The organism is Myroides marinus, assembly GCF_900109075.1.
Lineage (GTDB): Bacteria > Bacteroidota > Bacteroidia > Flavobacteriales > Flavobacteriaceae > Flavobacterium > Flavobacterium marinum_A.
The window spans coordinates 119,671-140,097 of sequence record NZ_FNYS01000003.1 but is presented as its reverse complement, the minus strand read 5'-3'; the positions used below and the strand labels follow the sequence as shown (position 1 = coordinate 140,097).

The window sequence follows — 20,427 nt, the reverse complement described above, 5'->3', positions numbered from 1 at the left end:
AAACTTTAGCACATTTTTATGAAATTAAGATATTGGGGCATATTATTCATCGTTTCTATTCTCTCTTTTAATGTAATTACACGTTATCCAGAGTTGATTGAAACTATTTATACTACAGGTTTTTACTACTATCTATGTAAGGTGTTCAATAGCATCACTGGTCTATTTCCTTTTTCTATAGGAGATGTCTTATATTTAATTGTTGGAATCATACTTATCTACAAAGTCTATCAATGTTTCAAACAAAACAAAGGTTGGAAACGAATTACTATGGCGACTTCTACTCTAGTGTTCAAATGTATTGTCGTTTTCTACATAGCCTTTAATATTGGATGGGGACTGAACAACTTTAGACCTAGTCTAGAGAGTCAATTAGAAATAAAGAGAGGATACAGTCAAGAACAACTTATTAACTTCACAGAAAAGCTTATACAAAAGGCTAACCTACTTCAATTAGTCATTACTAAAGATAGTATGTCGGGGGTACATTTAAAACAAGATATACCTACAATTCTACAAGATGCTAAAATAGGAATAGAGAAAGTCTCATTCTTACACGATAACAATAATACTGGGGTATTGGCCATTAAACAATCCTTATTTAGCCTTCCGCTGACGTATATGGGCTTTTCTGGCTACATCAACCCTTTTACATTAGAAGCTCAAGTAAATGACAAAATACCAACACTAACAATGATTGTAACAGCATCTCATGAACTGTCTCATCAATTGGGATTTGCCAAAGAAAGTGACGCCAACTTTATTGGCTTTATGGCTGCTTATAATCAAGAAGATATGGCTTATCAATATGCAGCAATAATATATGCACTGAGATACTGTGTATCTAATATAGAAGATAAAGAATCAGAGGATATACAATCTTTATTTAATACTATACATCCTGGAGTAAAGGATAATCTAAATGAGAATATTATATTCTGGAGTGAGTATAAGAATATTACTGATTCTTTCTTTAAAGTATTTTATAACAACTTCTTGAAACTTAATAATCAAAAAGAAGGCCTACAATCTTATAACAAGTTTGTAGACCTTCTGATAAATTATGATTTAAAGAAATCTATATTATAATGTAAACAGGCTCTCTCATAGAGTCTGTTATTTACTAACGTTCGTCTCTTTTATTCTTAAATGGTCGAATGATAAGACGAGCTTGTCTATCAAACATTAGGTAGTTATACATCCAGTTCCAGAATACAACTAGTTTATTTCTAAACCCTATCAAAGACATTAAGTGTACAAACATCCATACGAACCAAGCGAAGAAACCACTAAATTGGAATTTAGGTAAATCTACTACAGCCTTGTTACGTCCGATAGTTGCCATTGATCCTTTGTCATTATAAACAAACGATTTTAACGACTGACCATCTCTCAATCTTACTAAGTTAGATGCTAGTAATTCTCCTTGTTGAATAGCTGGTTGAGCCATCATAGGATGTCCCATAGGAGTTTTCTCAGTCATCATAGTAGCCACGTCACCGATAGCAAAAATATCAGTAAAGCCTTCTACTTGATTAAACTCATTAACTTTAATTCTATTTCCTCTTTGGATAACTGTAGCATCAAAACCATCTACAGCAGCTCCCATTACACCTGCAGTCCAAATTACAGTCTCTGCTGTAAACTCTTTACCTGACTTAGTATATACTACTTTATCTTTATAATCTGTAACGATCTCTCCTAAGTACACCTTAACACCTAGCTTCTCAAGGAATTCTTGAGCCTTTTTAGAAGACTTCTCGCTCATCGCATCAAGAACCTTATTAGCACCTTGAATTACGTTGATTTCCATCTTATTAAAGTCTAAGTCTGGGTAATCTTTTGGCAATACGTGTCTCTTCATCTCTGCCAATGCTCCTGCAAGCTCAACACCTGTAGGTCCTGCACCAACAATTACAAAGTTCATCAACGCCTTTTGTTCTTTATCATCTGTAGTTTGTAATGCCTCTTCGAAGTTCTCTAACACTAAACTACGGATATCTAAAGACTCAGGTATCGTTTTCATTGCCATACTGTTCTTTGTAATGTTTTCATTACCAAAGAAATTAGTTTTAGAACCAGTAGCTATTACTACGTAATCATAAAAAATCGTTCCAATGTCAGATACCACTTTCTTATTCTCTGTATCTATACGCTCTACATTAGCCATTCTAAAATAGATCTGATCATAATCTTGAACCACTTTACGAATAGGGTACGCAATAGATCCAGACTCTAGTCCTCCTGTTGCTACTTGATATAGTAAAGGCTGAAAAGTATGGTAGTTATGCTTATCTAAAAGTACAACTTGAAAATTTTTGTTCTTTAGTTTTTTAGCAAGCGCTAGTCCTCCAAAACCACCTCCGATGATTACAACACGTGGTCGGTTTGAAGTAGGAATATTCATCATAATCACTCGATTTTTACTCTGCAAATTTACAATAATTAATTTGCATTAAATGCGATTTGGGTTTCCTAAAAAAGAGCAACAAATCAAGCTCAGATTACTACAAACGAACTTTTAACCCATTATTATTATCAATTTGATAATCCTATTTATTCTAATTATAGAACTTATACTTCTAATGCTAAAAAACTAACAATATAATTATTTTAATAAAATTCATAACTTTTTCATAAACTGTATATATTCTGTATATGTAGAAAGATATAGATACAAAAAAAGGCAAGTTATTTAAATAACTTGCCTTTTTTAAAAATCTGATGTCTAATAATTATTTAAAATTATTTCGAATATTTCTTATTAATGGCTCTAAACCATTTAACTTTAATTCATAAATCAATCCTAACTGTTCTCCTAATTTCCCTTTGGGAAAACCTTTAGAATGATACCATACAATATAATGCTCCGGTAAATCTATTAGATACCTTCCCTCGTACTTACCATATGGCATTTTAGTGTGTGCTAATTCAACTAAATACTTTTCGTTATCTATCATACTTAGTTCAGTACTTTTACATTCAAATCACTATCATACTGCAGTAAATATACTCCTGTATTACGCACTGTTCCTTCTGGATTTCTACTATAGATAAATCTATTCTCAATCTCTTGTGACTTCTTACTAGATGTTTGTAAAAAATCTTCTTTTTGGAACATTCTCAAAATCACATCTAATGTTACGTCAAATCCTCTTGTGGCATAACGATTTGGGTATACATTATACTTATTTTTATACTCTTGAGCAAAAAGTGATTCTGATCTAGACTCTTTAGAATCACGTGTAACTGATGGAAAAGTATATTTTAAATCAATTAAGGTTTGGATCTTAATTTCACTATAATCAAACACATCAGACTTATCGAAAGATGCTATCTGAATATCGTAATCCTTAGTTCTATTCTTTAGCTTATCCGTAAACTGTAAGGCTGAAGCAATACTATTAGAATCCAATACAAATACATTCTTCTTATCTTTAACTAAAGTCTTATCTATCTCGTGAATTTGTTTTGTACTAACCACATTTAACTCTGGAAAATACTGCTGCATAAATTGCTTAGTAGACTGCTTCTTATCATCTACTATAACAGTTATTTTAGCGCCTGATTTTTTAAAGTATTCTATTAATTGTACCTTCAACACATTACTATAAGGCATTGTCTGTACTAAACGATCTGAAGGAGTAGCCTTCTCATTAGACAAAGGAGAAACTAAAATCACCTTGTTATTAGGTAAGTTTTTTACTGCCTCGTCAACATTTTTCTGGTAGAATGGCCCAATAATTACATCGGTATTACTAAAATCTTTTGATTTAAATAAACCATCAACCCCACTACTGGATTTAGATTCATTAGAATCGTATACATTTACAGTAAGAGGTAAGTTTAGACTCTCTGCATACTCTACTGCTAGTTTCGCCCCTGAATAAAAGTCTAGTGTCATATTTAAGAAATTGTCACTAGCTAATTTAGAATCCATATCGCTCCCTACCTTTTCAATATTAAAAGGTATTAGTAACGCTAATTCTTTATGCTCAGAACGTGTAATAGAATCACTTAAATCAACAAATCCTCCTGTTGCTTCAGGTAGTACTACATTAGTTTTAGAAGTGTTTTTTTCTTCTTCTACTACCACCTTACCATTGTTAGGTACCAGAATTTCCATTCCAGACTTTAATCCATCTTGAAGTTGAGGGTTAAATTTGATCAACTCTTTAATAGGCACATCGTACTTACGGCTTATCCCATATAAAGTCTGTTGAGGATCTATAACAACTTTTATAAACTTAGTCTCACTTTCTTTAATATCTGGTTTTACCTCTACTACTTTCGCTTTATTCTGAAATCCATAAGCAGGTACTTTAATAGATTGTCCGCTCTTTAATCCGTCTTTTAAATCTGGATTAAGCTCTAATAAACGCTGGATTGATGTATTATAAGTAATCGCTAAACTGTATAACGTAGACTGAGGTTCTACTTCTATAGTTCTATAATAGATATTATTAATATCCTTAATTGTATCTGCAGAAGAAGATGCCAATGTAGTTGGTATCTTTTTAGGAGTACTCTGTTCATAACTAGTCACGTCAACAGAGGAAGGTTTCTTATAACTAGCAGAAACGATAATCTCACTATCAGCTAACAACCCTGTACTCTTTAAAGTAGGATTCCACGCGTATAAATTATCTACAGTTACTTTATACTTTTTACTAATGCTATATAAAGTCTCTTTAGGTTGTACAATGTGTACACCTTTTGTATTAGAAGTATTCTTTGCCTTATTATCTTCCTTTAATAAAGGATTAGCACTCTTTTTCTTCTCTTTCTCTAGGAAGTCCTTTGTTGGAATTAATAGAAAACTGTTTTCATTGATACCATTCTTTGCATCTGGATTATACTTTAAAATCTCTCCCACAGGAATATCATAATCCCTAGAGATTTTACTTACTGTATCTCCTTTACTTACTCTATATTGTATAAATGACCCTGCTTGGGCTAAAACAGATGATGTAAAAACAAATGCCGTTAAGGCTATAAATAACTTCTTTTTCATTAGCATATGATTATAAAAAACAATAAGTCGCTATAACAAATTTACAGCGACTTATTGAATTATTTAAATTATTCCCACTCAATTGTTGCAGGTGGTTTAGAACTAATATCGTAAACCACTCTGTTCACGCCTTTTACGCGGTTAATTATTTTATTTGAAATCTCCATTAGGAACTCATATGGTAAGTGTACCCAGTCAGCAGTCATCCCGTCTGTAGAAGCTACAGCTCTTAATGCTACTACTTTCTCATAAGTACGCTCATCTCCCATTACACCTACACTGTTTACAGGTAAAAGGATTGCTCCAGCTTGCCATACAGAGTTATAAAGACCGTGCTCTTTAAGACCTTCGATAAAGATAGCATCTACTTCTTGCAATAGACGTACTTTCTCTTGTGTGATGTCTCCTAAGATTCTGATCGCTAATCCAGGTCCAGGGAAAGGGTGTCTTCCTAATAATTCTGGATCAATACCTAAAGAAGCTCCTACTCTACGTACTTCATCTTTAAATAACATACGTAAAGGCTCTACTACTTTTAATTTCATGAAGTCAGGTAATCCACCTACATTGTGGTGAGATTTAATAGTAGCTGATGGTCCTTTTACTGAGATAGACTCAATAACGTCTGGGTAAATAGTACCTTGACCTAGGAATGTAGCATCCTCGATAAGTTTTGACTCATCATCAAATACATCGATAAATGATTTACCAATAGCTTTACGTTTTTGTTCTGGATCTTCTAGACCAGCTAACGCTTCCATAAATCTATCTGTAGCATCTACTCCTTTTACGTTTAATCCCATTCCATTGTATTGGTTTAATACATTTTGGAACTCATTTTTACGCAATAATCCATTATTTACAAAGATACAGTGTAAGTTCTCACCAATAGCTTTGTGTAATAAAACTGCTGCTACTGTTGAATCTACTCCTCCAGATAAAGCTAATACTACTTTTTCTGAACCGATCTTGTTTCTTAAATCTGTGATTGTTTCTTCTACAAACGCATTTGGTGTAAAGTCTTGACTAACACCTGCGATATCTACTAAGAAGTTTTTCAACAGCTGTGCTCCATCTGTAGAGTGGTAAACTTCTGGGTGAAACTGGATAGCATAAGTTTGCTCTCCTTCTACTTTATAAGCAGCATTTTTCACGTCTTTAGTACTTGCTAAAAGTACACCGTTAGTAGGTAATTGTTTGATTGTGTCACTGTGACTCATCCACACTTGACTATTGTGAGGGATTCCTTTAAAGAAATCATCTTCCGCGATGAAATCTAAATTAGCTCTACCATACTCACGAGTATCTGATGGTGCTACTTCTCCTCCAAAGAAATGAGCCAAATACTGTGCACCGTAGCACACTGCTAATAAAGGCATTTTTCCTTTGATGTTTGACAAGTCTGGGTGTAACGCTTCTTCTGAGCGAACTGAATAAGGACTACCTGATAAAATAACAGCTTTGTATTCTGTTAAGTCTTTAGGCATATCATTATAAGGTAAGATTTCGCAGAATATGTTTAATTCACGAACTCTCCTCGCAATTAACTGAGTATATTGCGATCCAAAATCTAAAATAAGTACATTGTGTTGCATGCGCAAAAATAGTTAATTCATACGTATCTCAAAAACTTTAAACCCTTTTTTTGAACAATATAAAGTCCTCTCCAAATAACGTCAGTCAAACCTAGTATAACTTACGATATTCTGATTAATGATACTAAACTTTTAGCAACTTATCAAAACATCGGGTCAAACATTTTGATTAGAAGCTTGTTTTTTTATATTTGCGGAACAGTTATTGATTTACAATAACTGTATTTTTAAAAAAGTAAATTATATTTTATGGAATTTGATATCTACGAAACTTTAATGCTTGCTTGTTTTGTACTGTTGCTAGGGCATTTTGTCGTTCAAAAAGTAAACTTCTTTCAAAAGTTCAATATTCCAGAACCCGTTGTAGGTGGTTTTATCATAGCTATGTTCTCTTGGTTGATTTTTTCTGTTTCAGGTAAAGAATTTACTATCTCTGAAAGTTTACAACAAGGGATGATGTTCATCTTCTTTTCTTCAATAGGACTTAACGCTGATTTTAGAACTCTTTTAAAAGGAGGAAAGGGCTTAATTATATTCTTAGTTGTTGCAGCTGTCTTTATTATATGTCAAAACTTTTTAGGAGTTGGTTTAGCACATTTGTTAGAACTAGACCCTAGATTTGGTCTTATCGCAGGTTCTATCACACTTACTGGTGGGCATGGTACTGCTGGTGGATGGGCTGATACATTTATGGCAAGTAGTAATCCATTAATTGGAGCAAGAGATATAGGAATGGCATGTGCCACGTTTGGTCTTATCTTAGGAGGAACTATCGGAGGTCCTTTAGCTTATAAGCTATTACGTCAAAATAAATACGAAGAACTATCTCCTGAGGAGATACAAAATAATGACGAAACACACGAAATATCAGTACCACAAGCGTCTTCTGGTAAAAAAGTAAACTACAAAAGTATTATGCTAACGATTACTTTACTATCTGTATGTCTTGTTACTGGTCAGTATCTAGCAGAGTGGAATGCTCAGTATAAATTTACTTTACCTACGTTTGTTTGGTGTTTGTTTATTGGAGTAATTATCCGAAATACACTACCTCACCTATTTAAAGTAAAAATGCACGATGAATCTATTGAAATCTTAGGTAATGCTGGTTTATCTATCTTCTTAGCTTGTGCGTTAATGTCTCTAAAGATGTGGACTATCACAGAATTGGCTTTACCTATCCTATTAATTTTATTAATACAGGTAATGATGATGTTAGCATTCGCTTACTTTGTTACTTATAGAGTAATGGGTAAAGATTATGATGCCATTGTATTAAGTGCTGGTCACTGTGGGTTTGGTTTAGGAGCTACTGCTACAGCTGTAGCTAATATACAAGCTGTGACTAACCGTTTTGGTCCATCATATAAAGCATTCTTAATCATTCCGATGGTTGGAGCATTCTTTATTGATATCCTAAATGCACTAATTCTAAATGTGTTTATCACATTCATATAAACACAATAACAATATAAATAAAGGGCTACCTTATCAGCAGATAAAGTAGCCTTTTATTTTTTATAGAATCGCTCAGATTATGCGTATTTATTTAAAAGAGTATCTAATTTCTCTTGAATACCTTCTTCTATCACTCCTCCGTGATAACATATAACACGACTAGGATTTAGAGCTTGTATCTTTCGAACAGATTCTAAAGTTGCCTCCATATCTAAAGTAAACTGTGGATTAGCAATATTAAACTCACCACCTTCTACCACTAAAGCATCCGCTGCAATAAGTGTTCTACTTTCTGTATCAAATAGTGAAATATGTCCTTTAGTATGCCCAGGAGTAGTTACAACCTGTAAAGTATCTTTAAATATTTGTCCATCTGATAAAGTTTGCGTTACCTCAAAACGCTTAATAGCTTCTAACTGCTCAATAAAACCACTCGCCCATCCTTTCATTTCTTCTGGCAAATGACTTAAACTTTCTCTTACCTGCACCAATCTCTCAGCTTCTACCTTACCACTCACAGAATTAGCTTCTTCTAAGCTACTAATAACCTCAAGAGAGACATATTCTTCCTTAAATAGATAAAGCCCTTCTAAATGATCTATATCGTCGTGAGAAATAATAATTCCTGTCAAATCTGCAATCATCAATCCTACATAAGACAATTCCTTCTTAAACTCGACGAAATTATCTGCATAACCACAATCTACTAAATAAGATGTACCATCTGCAAACCCTACCACTGTTGGATAAAACAATGTAGGCTGTCCATCTGATCCTTTAGTATTAATCTCTAATATCTCAATATTCATTCTATTTCGTTTTGACTTCTTAATATTTATAGTCTAAAGTAAAAAGCCTAATTAGATATCTAATTAGGCTTCCTACAATACTTATTATCGTACAAGTTTTTTATATCTCAAACGAGTTGGAGCAACATCTCCTAAACGTTTCTTACGATTTTCTTCATATTCTGTAAAAGATCCTTCATAGAAATAAACTTGAGAATCTCCTTCAAAAGCTAAAATGTGTGTACAAATACGGTCTAAGAACCAACGGTCATGGGAAATAACTACCGCACATCCTGCAAAGTTCTCAAGACCTTCTTCTAATGCACGTAGTGTATTAACGTCTAAGTCATTCGTAGGCTCATCCAGTAATAGTACGTTACCTTCTTCTCTTAAAGTCATTGCTAAGTGAAGACGGTTACGCTCTCCTCCCGATAATGTTGATACTTTCTTATTCTGATCAGATCCACCGAAGTTAAATCTACTTAAATAAGCACGAGAGTTTACTTGACGTCCTCCCATCATAATCAACTCTTGACCATCACAGAAGTTCTCCCAAATAGATTTCTCTGGATCTATATTAGAGTGAGATTGATCCACATAAGCAATCTTCACAGTCTCTCCTATTGTAAAAGTACCTGCATCAGCTTGTTGTTCTCCCATAATCATACGGAAGATTGTAGACTTACCAGCACCATTAGGTCCGATAATACCAACGATACCCGCTTGTGGCAATGTAAAGTTTAGGTTGTCATATAACAATTTATCTCCAAAAGCTTTAGCTACACCTTTTGCCTCAATAACATTAGTACCAAGACGTGGTCCATTAGGGATATAGATCTCTAATTTTTCTTCTAGCTCTTTTTGATCTTCATTTAATAATTTATCGTAGTTCTGTAACCTCGCTTTTTGCTTAGTCTGACGACCTTTAGCACCTTGACGTACCCAATCTAACTCACGCTCTAAGTTTTTACGACGTTTAGACGCTACTTTCTCCTCTTGTTCTAATCTTTTAGATTTTTGATCTAACCAAGAAGAATAGTTTCCTTTCCAAGGAATACCTTCACCTCTATCTAATTCAAGAATCCATCCAGCTACGTTATCTAAGAAGTAACGGTCGTGCGTTACAGCGATAACAGTACCTGCATATTGTTGTAAGTGTTGCTCTAACCAGTGTACAGACTCAGCATCTAAGTGGTTAGTAGGCTCATCTAATAATAACACATCTGGGTTCTGTAATAACAAACGGCAAAGAGCAACTCTACGGCGCTCTCCTCCAGAAAGGATATTAATAGGAGTCTCAGGGTCAGGAGTACGTAACGCATCCATAGCGATAGCTAATTTAGTATCTAATTCCCATCCACCTACAGCATCAATCTTATCTTGTAGTTCAGCTTGTCTATCCATCAGTTTCTGCATCTTATCTGCATCTTCATAAACTTCAGGTAGACCGAACATATCATTAATCTGATTAAACTCGTCTAAGATTGCTACAGTCTCAGCTGCACCTTCTCTAACGATTTCAATAACAGTTTTAGTTTCATCTAATTGTGGTTCTTGTTCTAGGTACCCAACAGTATATCCTGGTGCGAATACCACATCACCTTGATAGTTCTTATCTACTCCAGCAATAATCTTTAATAATGAAGATTTACCAGAACCATTAAGACCTAAAATACCAATTTTAGCTCCGTAGAAAAAGCTTAAATAAATATCTTTTAATACAGTCTTGTTTGTCGATGAGTAAGTTTTACTCACTTTCGACATCGAAAAAATTACCTTTTTATCGTCTGACATAAAGTAAAATATATTGAATTTATTGATTACTAAGCTATAAGCATTCTATAGCGAATTAGCCAAAAATAGTATTAATAAAGGAGATTATGAAATTTTTTTGACAAGATAGAATAACAATACCTCTTTAAGACAAAATGAGATATTTAGAAGAAGACTTAATAGCTAAGTCGATTCTAGTAGACCATTTTTTTAGCTCTACTTTTTTGAAGGTAAATTGGAGAGAAAGTCTATCACTACTTTCTTTACCATATAATACAATTGTTTGTACAGAACAAACCAAATCTCTTTAATTAAAAAATCTTGTAATTAAATCTTCTCACACTAGATTTAATCACAAGATTCTATGCACAACCTTAGATTCCAATATGCAACTCATATTCATCATCTATAGCATCTTCAGTATTAAAAGAATTTGCTGGTGATATTGCACTACAATGAGCGCAAACATACGCATCTATAGATGGGTCGTAGTAGTGATTATTGTGATTATTTTCACATTGATCACTATTTGCAAAGTGTAAATTTTCATTCATATATGTGAGTTTTAAATTATGCATACAAATTACAAAATAAACACTTCAAAAACAAATATTTAGAAGTATTATTTCTAAACAATTATGTTAAATATATGCAAAATGAGAAATTACAGTAAAAATATCGCTAAAATGTCCTCTTTTCTACTTGGTGTCAAGACTAAGCTGCTAATATTTACTTTTTAAAAAACTTGTAATTCATTAAAGTAAGGCGCTACACACTCCCTATAATTAGAGAAATGTATTATCCCTAGTACCTATCGTTTCTTTCTCTTTAATATATGATAGATCTTGTGGTCTCTAAATACCGTACGTTTACTCCAATCTACTATATGCATTCCCTCTTCTATTACCATCATCATCTTAACCATAAGGTAATCATAAACTGTAGTAAGCAAGATTACAACAACACCTATATACAGTGTTTTCAGGTGTAAATACTCAAAAGAAAAGGCAGCTAGAATACCTCCTAGCCCAAAAGAAAGAACAATAGAAACTTTTAAACCAATATGAGACAACAGTATTCTACGTATACTCTGTCTTCTAAAACTGAATAATAACTTAGCTGTCTCTATACCTAAATCTGTAACAATACCAGTAATATGCGTGGTGCGTACTACTGCTTTAGAAATAAAAGTCACTAGAGAATTTTGAAGTCCCATCGCAAATAATAGAATATAGGCTATCTCTAATGGATACTGAGATAATACGTCTCCTTCTACATAAGCTACTCCGCTTAACAACACTGCTTCTAAGATTAAGGGAACTGTAAAGTATACCTTATTCCAAAAAACCTTTTGCAGTTGTAAAATAACGTGAGATACAAAGGAACCAAAGAAGAATGATACTAGTAGAAGTACTGTTCTTAGAATAGCAGCTTTATTAAATGTCAATACTTCCTGAGCAAAGTTCGATAAATACCCTGTCACATTCGTTGTCATCAACTTTAAGGCTAGAAAACCACTTACATTCACAATTCCTCCAACAAAAGATAAAAGCACTGCTAAACGCAGATTTTGCATAAAACTCCTCTCTCTACCTAAATGTGATAACATACTACTTCTTAATTATTTTTACCCTATATAAGATAACAAATTAATGAAATTTTGCAAATCTATTATATGATAACGAATAGGTTTTGTGTAAAATCTATTATATCGTTTCATTTTGACAAAAAACCGATACGATATTATTTTCTATTTCTGTGATATCATTCCACTTTATTCCAAATACTTCCTTTGTTTTCCATTTAAAAAAAAACATAAACAACTAATATACAGTTTATTAAAAAACAAAACACCTCCATTTGTTCGGAGTCCCTTTGGAAAAGTTCAGTAATTGTTCGGAACGAAGGGCTGTTTTCCGAAGAACTTCAAAAGACTGCCCAATAAACTCCCGAACAAAGTAGTCTGTAACTAGTCTACATTTCTTTATATTATATAAAATAAAAAATCGCCATAGAAACTCTATGACGATTTTTTGTTCAAAACTTAACACTTTTCAATCTTATCTATTAGCCATTTTTATAAAACGCTTCATACCATAATACCCCATAACTATAGTAAATACTACTATACCTGAAATACTATAAACAATAGGCATCGTGTCACCTCCTGAATTCAGTATAAAGCGCAATGCTTCATTGATATACACTAACGGGTTAATCAATGTTATATATTTCATTACTGGTATTGTCTCTAGCGCTGCCCAATTAAAGAATATAGCACCTGTAAATATCAATGGCATTAAAAAACCAGGGAACATCGCTGCTATTTGTGGTGGCTTAACTACAGTACCTACTAGTAAACCTAATGTTGCTGATGTCACAGAACTAAGTAGTAGCACTCCTAATAACACTAGTCCACTTGTAAAGTCTAAAGAGATATTCAGATAACTTCCCATAAATACTAATGAAATAGGCAAAACAATCAGAGCTCCAATCCAAGACTCAATAATTCCCACAAACATCTTAGCCCAAGCCACTACTCTAACATTTACAGGAGCTTGAAGTCTATCTTCGATCTCACGTGTATTATTAAAATCCATAGCCAAAGGTACCACTGTACCATGAATACCTGTCACCAATAAACTCATTCCTAACATTCCAGGAAACATCTGATTAGGAAAATCAGCATCTAGTATCCCTATCTGTGGCAACATAAATCCATATGTCAAAATCAGTATAAAAGGAAGCATACCTACTCTAAAGACAAATTCTTTCCAATCTCTACTTTGGATAAGCAAATCACGCTTAACCATTATCTTAAATATATCAAATTGATTTAATTTCTTTTCCATAATCCTGTCTTAATCGTTTTTAATATCATTAGTCGTAAGATGAATAAATATATCGTCTAGAGTCGTAGCACTTAAATTAATACTCTCTAGCGCAAGCCCTTTCTTGTCTATAAGGGCTAAAAGCTCATTGATAACCTTCTGACTATTATCAACATATACAACAAAGGTTTTCTCATCTTTTACACTTACATCCTTAACATCTGCTAGACTTTTAACTTCCTTAACGACATCTTCGTTTAATGCGTCTAATACAATGGTAATAATGGTCTGAGAAGGCACTTTTTTTCTCAATTCTTCTACAGTACCTAGTGCCTTAATAGCTCCTTTGTTATAAATCGCTACTCTATCAGAAAATCGCTCAGGTTCTTCCATGTAATGCGTCGTCAAAAACACAGTGGTATTATACTCTTTATTTAACTTTAATACATGCTGCCATAATATCTCGCGGTAAGCAGGATCTAGCCCAGTAGTTGGTTCATCTAAAAACAGTATTTCAGGTTGATGCATGATAGCCCTAGCGATTTTTAACCTTTGAGCCATACCTCCAGAGAAACTCTTCACATAGTCATTTCCCCAATCCGTAAGACCAAAGCTTGCTAATAGTTCATCTGCTTTCTTAGCAGCATCCCCCTCACTCATACCAAAATATTGTCCGTGGTATATCAGATTTTCTCTAGCTGTCAATCCTCTATCTAGATTATTGTGTTGAGCCACTACCCCTACCTTACTCTTAGCAAAGATTGGATTATCCTTTAATGACTGCCCTTGAAATACTATTTCTCCATCTGTAGGAGTTAGTTGAGCAGTTAACATATTGATTGTAGTACTTTTCCCTGCTCCATTAGGCCCTAAGAAAGAGAATATCTCCCCTTTCATTAATTCAAACGAAATACCATTTACTGCCACATGTGGTTCTCCATCATTCTTCATATACACTTTCTTGAGGTTTTTCACTTCAAGAATAGCCTCTATTTTTTTCTCTTTCATAAATATCTTGTCTTGTTTAATTAATAAGATGATTTACTCAAAAAACAAATCTTCTCTCTCTATCTACACTAGTAAAAGATAGACATCAGAGACTATATAAGAAGAAGATACAACTACCTCGTTAATGATTATATAGAACTCTTAGAAACATTTGTTTAATCGTTTATTAGTTCAACAAAGTAAATCATAAAGCACAGGTAAACTGTTACATAATTATGCAATTAGTTTATATAATTTAAAGCTAAAACAGCTAATTAGAAGAGAATTTCGCATCAGCAAGCCTATTTCTATTGACAGATTGAAGAGTTTTTAAATTTTCTGAGAATTAGGTAATCTCTGTCTTTTATAAGTTTTATTCTAATAATAGAAAGGTTTATGAGCGAATATAGGTAGTGCGTTAATAGTAGATGACTGTGGTATGGAAAATATTTAGCATTAAAAAAGGGAGCAATTGCTCCCTTTTAATAATTTTTATACTCTTCCTTTTAAGGCATTAAAAACCCAAGCAATAGCTAAGAATCCGATACCTACTGCTGTAAATCCCCATCCTGCAATTTCTGAGTATTTAAATGCTCCTAGGCAGATTAATAAGATACCCATCATAATCATAATCAACGTAGCGTATCCTAGAATCTTATTCTTATTTAAATTGTTTGTCATTATTCTATATTTTAATTAAATATTTTGATTAACATCTCTTTGAGCAGGTCACCTTGTGGCATAGCCTGTGCTCCTACTCCTTTGCTTTTCAGATCAACATCTTTAAGATGTGATATGATAGCACTTACTTGTTTCATCTTATAAATTCTAAACCCTACTTCATAGTCTTTTATTGCATATTGGCTTACTTTTAATTGTTTCATCACATTCGAAGGAGACTTATCCTTTAAGCCATGATATAAAAGCAACTTAGAAAAATAAGAATACACAAGTCCCATAGTCAGTACAATAGGATTATTCTTAGGATTTTGAGCAAAGTAGTTTGCTATTTTATATGCTTTAAGCTGATTTCGATCTACTATCGCTTTAATCAACTCAAAATTATTAAAATCTTTACTTATACCAATGTTCTTTTCTACTACATCAGCAGTGATTTGTACTCCTTTTGGAATAACTAGAGCAAGTTTATCTAACTCATTTGCTATTTTAGATAGATCTGTACCCAAAAACTCTACTAACATAGCTGACGCTTTTGGGTCTATAGCATACCCTTTACCAGTAAGTAGTTTCTTAATCCAAGCTTCTATTTGATACTCCTTAAGTTTCTTACTTTCAAATATGATACCATTCTTCTCAATTGTCTTGTAAACTTTCTTCCTTTTATCTAAAGTTTTGTATTTATAGCAAAAAACTAACACAGTAGAAGGTTGTACTTGTTCTGCATAAGACTCGATTTGGTCTATGGTACGGGCTAATTCTTGCGCTTCTTTAACAATTACAACTTGTTTTTCGGCCATAAGAGGAAAACGCTTGGCATTAGAAACGATATCTTGTATAGTGACATCTCGTCCGTATAATACCATTTGATTAAATCCCTTCTCCTCTTCTGTCAGTACATTGTCTTCTATATATTCAGAGATTTTATCGATATAATACGGCTCTTCCCCCATTAAAAAATATATTGGAGCTGCCTTGCCCGCTTTTATATCTTTTATTATGTCCTTTACTTGATCCAAAATATAAGTTTTAATTATTGTTCAATACCAGTAGAAAAAAAATATCTTTGCTTAATGCAAAGACTTAATTTCCCTCCGTTTGATTTTCGTTTCAAAAATAGTGAAAATAAGCTATCTATTTTTGATGTTATCCGTAAAAAGTTTATTCAGCTTACTCCTGAAGAATGGGTAAGACAACACGTTGTTCTTGATTTAATCCAGACCAAAGGATACCCCATATCTCTTATCAGCGTAGAGAAAGTGGTGAGAATTAACGGAATGACCAAACGATATGATGTAGTAGTATTCAGACCAAATGGGGAAATCTTTATCCTGATAGAGTGCAAAGCTCCAGAAATAAAGATTACACAAACAACATTTGATCAAATCGCTCGTTATAATTTTCAACTTAGATCTACTTATCTATATGTGACTAATGGCCTAAATCACTATTATTGTCAGATGGATTATGAACAGAGTAAATACATATTCTTACGAGATATCCCAAACTATGAACCAAAGCTTTTAGCTTAAAATTAGTGACATATAGTCATAAAATATCAGACAATACAAGTCTAGGTTTAATAAATATACAATACTAATAGAATACTATAATGAATAAAAAATTTGCTGTAGCTATTTTAAACTGGAATGGAGAACAATTACTAAGACAATTTCTCCCTTCTGTACTTCAATACTCAGATAAAGCCAATATATATGTCATCGACAATGCCTCTACAGATCAATCTATAAAGGTCTTAGAACAAGAGTTCCCGTCAGTGTCTATCATTAAGAACACCCAAAACTACGGTTTTGCTCAAGGATATAATGAGGGATTAAAAGACATAAAAGAACCCTATTTAGTACTTCTTAACTCAGATATAGAAGTAACAGAAAATTGGTTAGATTCTATCGAGACCATATTTGATACTCAACCTCGAGTTGCTATAGTACAACCTAAGATTTTAGACTATAAACGCAAGACACATTTTGAATATGCTGGTGCTGCTGGAGGCTTCATAGATTCTTACGGATTTCCATTCTGTAGAGGAAGAATATTTGATACAATAGAAGAAGACAAAGGTCAATATGACGATATCTCAGATATATTTTGGGCTTCAGGAGCTTGTTTTTTTATCAGAAATGAAGTTTACAAAGAACTTGGAGGGTTAGATGAAGACTATTTTGCACATCAAGAAGAGATTGATCTATGCTGGCGTGCACGCAACCACAGTTATAAAATTAAATATACTGGTTTTTCTACTGTTTATCACGTTGGCGGTGCGACCTTAAAGTATCAGAGTCCTAAGAAGACTTATCTGAACTTTAGAAATTCACTTCTTACTTTATACAAAAACTTACCTCAAAACAAGAAATTTTCGACTATCTTCCTGAGACTGTGCCTAGATGGTATAGCAGGAGTGCGATATATGCTGATGTTGCAACCTAAACATTGTTTTGCTATTATTCGTTCACATTTTGCTTTTTACAAAAGGATTTCAGCTTTCAGAAAAAAAGTAGAAAAAACACCAATTGATAAATATTATAAGACTAAATCAATTGTTAAATTATATTATATTCAGAAACAAAAGACTTATATTAGAGTTTTCTAATCCAAAAAGTACGCATATTCTTTCTTAGATTGCTTACTAATTGGTATATTTGACAAAACAATTCAATCATTTTTTAATTATGAAAAAAGTAGTTTTAGGATTATCTGTGTTAGCACTTGCTCTAACTTCATGTGGAACAAAACAAAAGTTAGCAGATTTAGAAGCTAAAAATAAAGAAACACAAGACTTATTAAACACTTGTACAATAAAATTGAACTCTGCTTTAGCTGAGAGAAATGCTTTTTCTAAAGAAATCGATCACTTAAAAAAGAACAATTCAGACTTACTTAGCAACATGGGTAATATGACTATGTTATCTTCTAAAGGTGCTGAGAACTTAGAGAAAACTTTAGAGAGTATGAAAGAGAAAGATCTTAAGATCACTCGTCTTCAAGATGCTATTACTAAAAAAGACTCTGTTACTTTAGCTTTAGTTAGAAGTGTGAAGAAAGAAGTTGGTTTTGACGATCCAGATATCTCTGTAAATGTTGAAAAAGGTGTAGTATATATCTCTATCGCTGATAAATTATTATTCAAAACAGCTGGTTATGAAGTAAGTACTGATGCTAAACGTGTATTAGCTAAAGTAGCTGCTATCGCTAAGAGCAAACCAGACTTCGAAGTTATGGTAGAAGGTCACACTGATAATGTGTCTATCAAAAATGCTATGATGAGAGACAACTGGGATTTAAGTGTTAAACGTGCGGTATCTATCGTTCAAGTTTTACAAAATGATTTCCAATTAAATCCAGGACAATTAGTAGCTTCAGGACGTGGAGAGTATGTGCCATTAGTAGAAAATGACACTCCAGAGAATAAAGCTAGAAATAGAAGAACTAGAATTCTTTTACTTCCTAAGATTGATCAATTCTATGATATGATCGAGAAAGAAATGAAAAACATGACTAAATAATTTTTAGTCTAATCATATAAGAAGAGGCTGTCCAAAAAGGTCTTAAAAAAATAAACCCCGTCTAAATAGGCGGGGTTTTGGGGTTGTTTGTCCTCAAAGAAAGTATCTTTGAGGTGCAACCAAACAAATCCAAAGGCAAATATAATGTTCAAAACTGAAAGTTTAAAATCTCCAAGTCTATTTCCAGAAGATATTTTATCAAATATAGCAGAGAATCATCCTGTACGGCTAATTAGCGAAGTAGTAGACAAGTTAGATATCAAAGATATTCTATGTCAATATAAAGGAGGCGGCACCACAAGTTATCATCCTCGTATGATGATAAAAGTATTATTCTATGCCTATTTTAATAATATATACTCTTCACGTAAGATAGAACGTGCTTTAGAAGAAAATATCCATTTCATATGGCTATCAGGTTATAGTAAACCAGATCATCGTACTATAAATAACTTTAGAAGTTTACGTTTAAAGGATCAAATACAACAATTGTTTTCAGATGTAGTTAGATTATTGCAAGAGATGCAATACATTAGTTTAAAAGTTCAATATATTGATGGAACTAAGATTGAGTCAGCATCTAATCGCTATACCTTTGTATGGAGAGGCTCTGTAGAAAAGAATAAAACTAAATTAGAAGTAAAGATTCAATCAATCTTAAATGAAATAGATTCTCAAATTAAGCAAGATCACTCTGAATTAATTAATCCAGAAACCTCTAAACCAATAGATAGTAAAGAACTTGCTCAAAAGATATCTGCTCTAAACAAAGCAAACCTGAATAAAGCAGAAGTTAAACAATTAAAACAACTCCAAGAAGACTGTCTACCTCGATTAGAGAAATATGAAAAGAATTTAGAAGTGTTGGGAGGAAGAAATAGTTATAGTAAGACAGATACAGATGCTACTTTTATGAGGATGAAAGAGGATCATATGAAAAATGGTCAGCTAAAACCAGCATACAATACACAAATAAGTACTGAGAATCAATTTATAACTCATTATACTATAGGTCAGAAATCTACAGACACAACTACTTTAATTAATCACTTAGAAACGTTTAAACAAACATATAACACCCAAAGTGAAGAGATAGTTGCTGATGCAGGATATGGAAGTGAAGAGAACTATGTTTACTTATTGAATAATAATATAGTTCCCTATGTTAAGTTTAATTACTTTCATATGGAACAAAAAAGAGTGTGGAAAAACAATCCATTCTTACAGCACAATCTATACTATAATAGGCTGTTTAACTATATTATCTGTCCTATTAAAGAGAAACTAAAGTTCATTGGAACAACTATAAAAGAATCAGTGACAGGCTTTAAATCCACAATTCATTTATATCAAGCTACTAAATGTTTAGAGTGTCCCTTAAAACAAGAGTGTCATAAAGCTAAAGAAAACAGAACTGTATCTCTGAACTTAAGATTAAACAATATAAAAGACCACATTAGAAAATTATTGACTTCCGAGAAAGGATTAGAGCACAGAAGTAAAAGACCTATAGAAGTGGAAGCTGTATTTGGTCAATTAAAAGCAAATAATAAGTTTAATCGTTTTACATTAAGAAGCTTACCTAAAGTCAATATTGAATTTGGATTAATGGCTATTGCTCATAACTTAAGGAAAATAGTTACCAATAGAGCTTAAACAGCTCTTTAACTACTTTTACTCCCTAAAAACACTCTTACAAAGAATATTATTTACTTCTTACAATTTTAGAAATAGAATCAGAAAGTAAAAGAGGGTGACCTTTTGGGACACCCTCTTTTT

At 32.9% G+C, this 20,427-nt stretch carries 18 protein-coding genes; 6 read left to right on the top strand and 12 right to left on the bottom strand.

The genetic code is table 11. From position 1 onward, the window contains the following. Positions 1–18: 18 nt before the first annotated feature. On the top strand, positions 19–1,089 hold the full coding sequence (locus tag BMX53_RS05145; protein ID WP_074744952.1) for a DUF3810 domain-containing protein: 1,071 nt from the start codon (positions 19–21) through the stop codon (positions 1,087–1,089). 34 nt (positions 1,090–1,123) lie between these two features. Here BMX53_RS05145 and BMX53_RS05140 read toward each other — a convergent pair whose 3' ends face one another. The 4 genes from BMX53_RS05140 to guaA all read right to left on the bottom strand — a co-directional run bounded on the left by BMX53_RS05140 (position 1,124) and on the right by guaA (position 6,609). Next, complete coding sequence (locus BMX53_RS05140) at positions 1,124–2,410, bottom strand: NAD(P)/FAD-dependent oxidoreductase (protein ID WP_038987303.1); 1,287 nt, start codon at positions 2,408–2,410, stop codon at positions 1,124–1,126. 325 nt (positions 2,411–2,735) lie between these two features. Beyond that, positions 2,736–2,960 carry a DUF3820 family protein gene (locus tag BMX53_RS05135; RefSeq protein ID WP_038987302.1) on the bottom strand — a complete coding sequence of 75 codons (225 nt, stop codon included), beginning with the start codon at positions 2,958–2,960 and terminating at the stop codon, positions 2,736–2,738. 2 nt (positions 2,961–2,962) lie between these two features. Beyond that, the gene (locus BMX53_RS05130) at positions 2,963–5,014 is read right to left on the bottom strand and encodes a LysM peptidoglycan-binding domain-containing protein (RefSeq protein ID WP_074744950.1); all 2,052 of its coding nucleotides are present in this window, start codon (positions 5,012–5,014) and stop codon (positions 2,963–2,965) included. A gap of 68 nt (positions 5,015–5,082) precedes the next feature. Continuing rightward, positions 5,083–6,609 carry a glutamine-hydrolyzing GMP synthase gene (gene guaA / locus BMX53_RS05125; protein WP_038987301.1) on the bottom strand — a complete coding sequence of 509 codons (1,527 nt, stop codon included), beginning with the start codon at positions 6,607–6,609 and terminating at the stop codon, positions 5,083–5,085. A gap of 249 nt (positions 6,610–6,858) precedes the next feature. Between guaA and gltS the strand changes: the two genes are divergently transcribed. After that, on the top strand, positions 6,859–8,067 hold the full coding sequence (gltS, locus tag BMX53_RS05120; protein WP_038987300.1) for a sodium/glutamate symporter: 1,209 nt from the start codon (positions 6,859–6,861) through the stop codon (positions 8,065–8,067). A 77-nt stretch (positions 8,068–8,144) separates the two neighbouring features. Here gltS and BMX53_RS05115 read toward each other — a convergent pair whose 3' ends face one another. The 8 genes from BMX53_RS05115 to holA all read right to left on the bottom strand — a co-directional run bounded on the left by BMX53_RS05115 (position 8,145) and on the right by holA (position 16,143). Beyond that, the gene (locus BMX53_RS05115) at positions 8,145–8,876 is read right to left on the bottom strand and encodes an MBL fold metallo-hydrolase (RefSeq protein ID WP_074744948.1); all 732 of its coding nucleotides are present in this window, start codon (positions 8,874–8,876) and stop codon (positions 8,145–8,147) included. A gap of 84 nt (positions 8,877–8,960) precedes the next feature. Then, a complete protein-coding gene (gene ettA / locus BMX53_RS05110) occupies positions 8,961–10,649 on the bottom strand; it encodes an energy-dependent translational throttle protein EttA (RefSeq protein ID WP_063175753.1) in 1,689 nt (562 codons plus the stop codon). Between the two features lie 353 nt (positions 10,650–11,002). Further along, on the bottom strand, positions 11,003–11,182 hold the full coding sequence (locus BMX53_RS05105; RefSeq protein WP_074744946.1) for a hypothetical protein: 180 nt from the start codon (positions 11,180–11,182) through the stop codon (positions 11,003–11,005). A gap of 257 nt (positions 11,183–11,439) precedes the next feature. After that, positions 11,440–12,237 (bottom strand): YoaK family protein, encoded by a 798-nt coding sequence (locus BMX53_RS05100; protein ID WP_074744944.1) that lies wholly within the window; start codon positions 12,235–12,237, stop codon positions 11,440–11,442. A 451-nt stretch (positions 12,238–12,688) separates the two neighbouring features. Beyond that, positions 12,689–13,480, bottom strand: a complete 792-nt coding sequence (locus BMX53_RS05095; protein WP_074744942.1) for an ABC transporter permease — start codon at positions 13,478–13,480, stop codon at positions 12,689–12,691. Between the two features lie 9 nt (positions 13,481–13,489). Then, positions 13,490–14,467 (bottom strand): ABC transporter ATP-binding protein, encoded by a 978-nt coding sequence (locus tag BMX53_RS05090; RefSeq protein WP_083394385.1) that lies wholly within the window; start codon positions 14,465–14,467, stop codon positions 13,490–13,492. A 471-nt stretch (positions 14,468–14,938) separates the two neighbouring features. Then, entirely contained in the window at positions 14,939–15,127 is a 189-nt protein-coding gene (locus BMX53_RS05085; RefSeq protein WP_038987293.1) for a CAL67264 family membrane protein, read from the bottom strand. Between the two features lie 11 nt (positions 15,128–15,138). Then, positions 15,139–16,143 (bottom strand): DNA polymerase III subunit delta, encoded by a 1,005-nt coding sequence (gene holA, locus BMX53_RS05080; protein WP_063175758.1) that lies wholly within the window; start codon positions 16,141–16,143, stop codon positions 15,139–15,141. A 54-nt stretch (positions 16,144–16,197) separates the two neighbouring features. On the opposite strand from holA, the gene BMX53_RS05075 reads away from it, so the two are divergent. The 4 genes from BMX53_RS05075 to BMX53_RS05060 all read left to right on the top strand — a co-directional run bounded on the left by BMX53_RS05075 (position 16,198) and on the right by BMX53_RS05060 (position 20,304). After that, the gene (locus tag BMX53_RS05075) at positions 16,198–16,656 is read left to right on the top strand and encodes a type I restriction enzyme HsdR N-terminal domain-containing protein (protein ID WP_074744940.1); all 459 of its coding nucleotides are present in this window, start codon (positions 16,198–16,200) and stop codon (positions 16,654–16,656) included. Between the two features lie 80 nt (positions 16,657–16,736). Further along, positions 16,737–17,735, top strand: a complete 999-nt coding sequence (locus BMX53_RS05070) for a glycosyltransferase family 2 protein (RefSeq protein ID WP_074744938.1) — start codon at positions 16,737–16,739, stop codon at positions 17,733–17,735. Between the two features lie 79 nt (positions 17,736–17,814). Then, positions 17,815–18,648 (top strand): OmpA/MotB family protein, encoded by an 834-nt coding sequence (locus BMX53_RS05065; protein ID WP_074744936.1) that lies wholly within the window; start codon positions 17,815–17,817, stop codon positions 18,646–18,648. A gap of 144 nt (positions 18,649–18,792) precedes the next feature. After that, positions 18,793–20,304, top strand: a complete 1,512-nt coding sequence (locus tag BMX53_RS05060) for an IS1182 family transposase (protein ID WP_074744934.1) — start codon at positions 18,793–18,795, stop codon at positions 20,302–20,304. The last annotated feature ends 123 nt before the right edge of the window (positions 20,305–20,427 follow it).

Excerpts from the sequence above, each read along its gene's own strand:
- BMX53_RS05145 (WP_074744952.1), top strand. The coding sequence starts at position 19 with ATGAAATTAAGATATTGGGGCATATTATTCATCGTTTCTATTCTCTCT.
- BMX53_RS05140 (WP_038987303.1), bottom strand. The coding sequence starts at position 2,410 with ATGATGAATATTCCTACTTCAAACCGACCACGTGTTGTAATCATCGGA.
- BMX53_RS05135 (WP_038987302.1), bottom strand. The coding sequence starts at position 2,960 with ATGATAGATAACGAAAAGTATTTAGTTGAATTAGCACACACTAAAATG.
- BMX53_RS05130 (WP_074744950.1), bottom strand. The coding sequence starts at position 5,014 with ATGAAAAAGAAGTTATTTATAGCCTTAACGGCATTTGTTTTTACATCA.
- guaA (WP_038987301.1), bottom strand. The coding sequence starts at position 6,609 with ATGCAACACAATGTACTTATTTTAGATTTTGGATCGCAATATACTCAG.
- gltS (WP_038987300.1), top strand. The coding sequence starts at position 6,859 with ATGGAATTTGATATCTACGAAACTTTAATGCTTGCTTGTTTTGTACTG.
- BMX53_RS05115 (WP_074744948.1), bottom strand. The coding sequence starts at position 8,876 with ATGAATATTGAGATATTAGAGATTAATACTAAAGGATCAGATGGACAG.
- ettA (WP_063175753.1), bottom strand. The coding sequence starts at position 10,649 with ATGTCAGACGATAAAAAGGTAATTTTTTCGATGTCGAAAGTGAGTAAA.
- BMX53_RS05105 (WP_074744946.1), bottom strand. The coding sequence starts at position 11,182 with ATGAATGAAAATTTACACTTTGCAAATAGTGATCAATGTGAAAATAAT.
- BMX53_RS05100 (WP_074744944.1), bottom strand. The coding sequence starts at position 12,237 with ATGTTATCACATTTAGGTAGAGAGAGGAGTTTTATGCAAAATCTGCGT.
- BMX53_RS05095 (WP_074744942.1), bottom strand. The coding sequence starts at position 13,480 with ATGGAAAAGAAATTAAATCAATTTGATATATTTAAGATAATGGTTAAG.
- BMX53_RS05090 (WP_083394385.1), bottom strand. The coding sequence starts at position 14,467 with ATGAAAGAGAAAAAAATAGAGGCTATTCTTGAAGTGAAAAACCTCAAG.
- BMX53_RS05085 (WP_038987293.1), bottom strand. The coding sequence starts at position 15,127 with ATGACAAACAATTTAAATAAGAATAAGATTCTAGGATACGCTACGTTG.
- BMX53_RS05075 (WP_074744940.1), top strand. The coding sequence starts at position 16,198 with ATGCAAAGACTTAATTTCCCTCCGTTTGATTTTCGTTTCAAAAATAGT.
- BMX53_RS05070 (WP_074744938.1), top strand. The coding sequence starts at position 16,737 with ATGAATAAAAAATTTGCTGTAGCTATTTTAAACTGGAATGGAGAACAA.
- BMX53_RS05065 (WP_074744936.1), top strand. The coding sequence starts at position 17,815 with ATGAAAAAAGTAGTTTTAGGATTATCTGTGTTAGCACTTGCTCTAACT.
- BMX53_RS05060 (WP_074744934.1), top strand. The coding sequence starts at position 18,793 with ATGTTCAAAACTGAAAGTTTAAAATCTCCAAGTCTATTTCCAGAAGAT.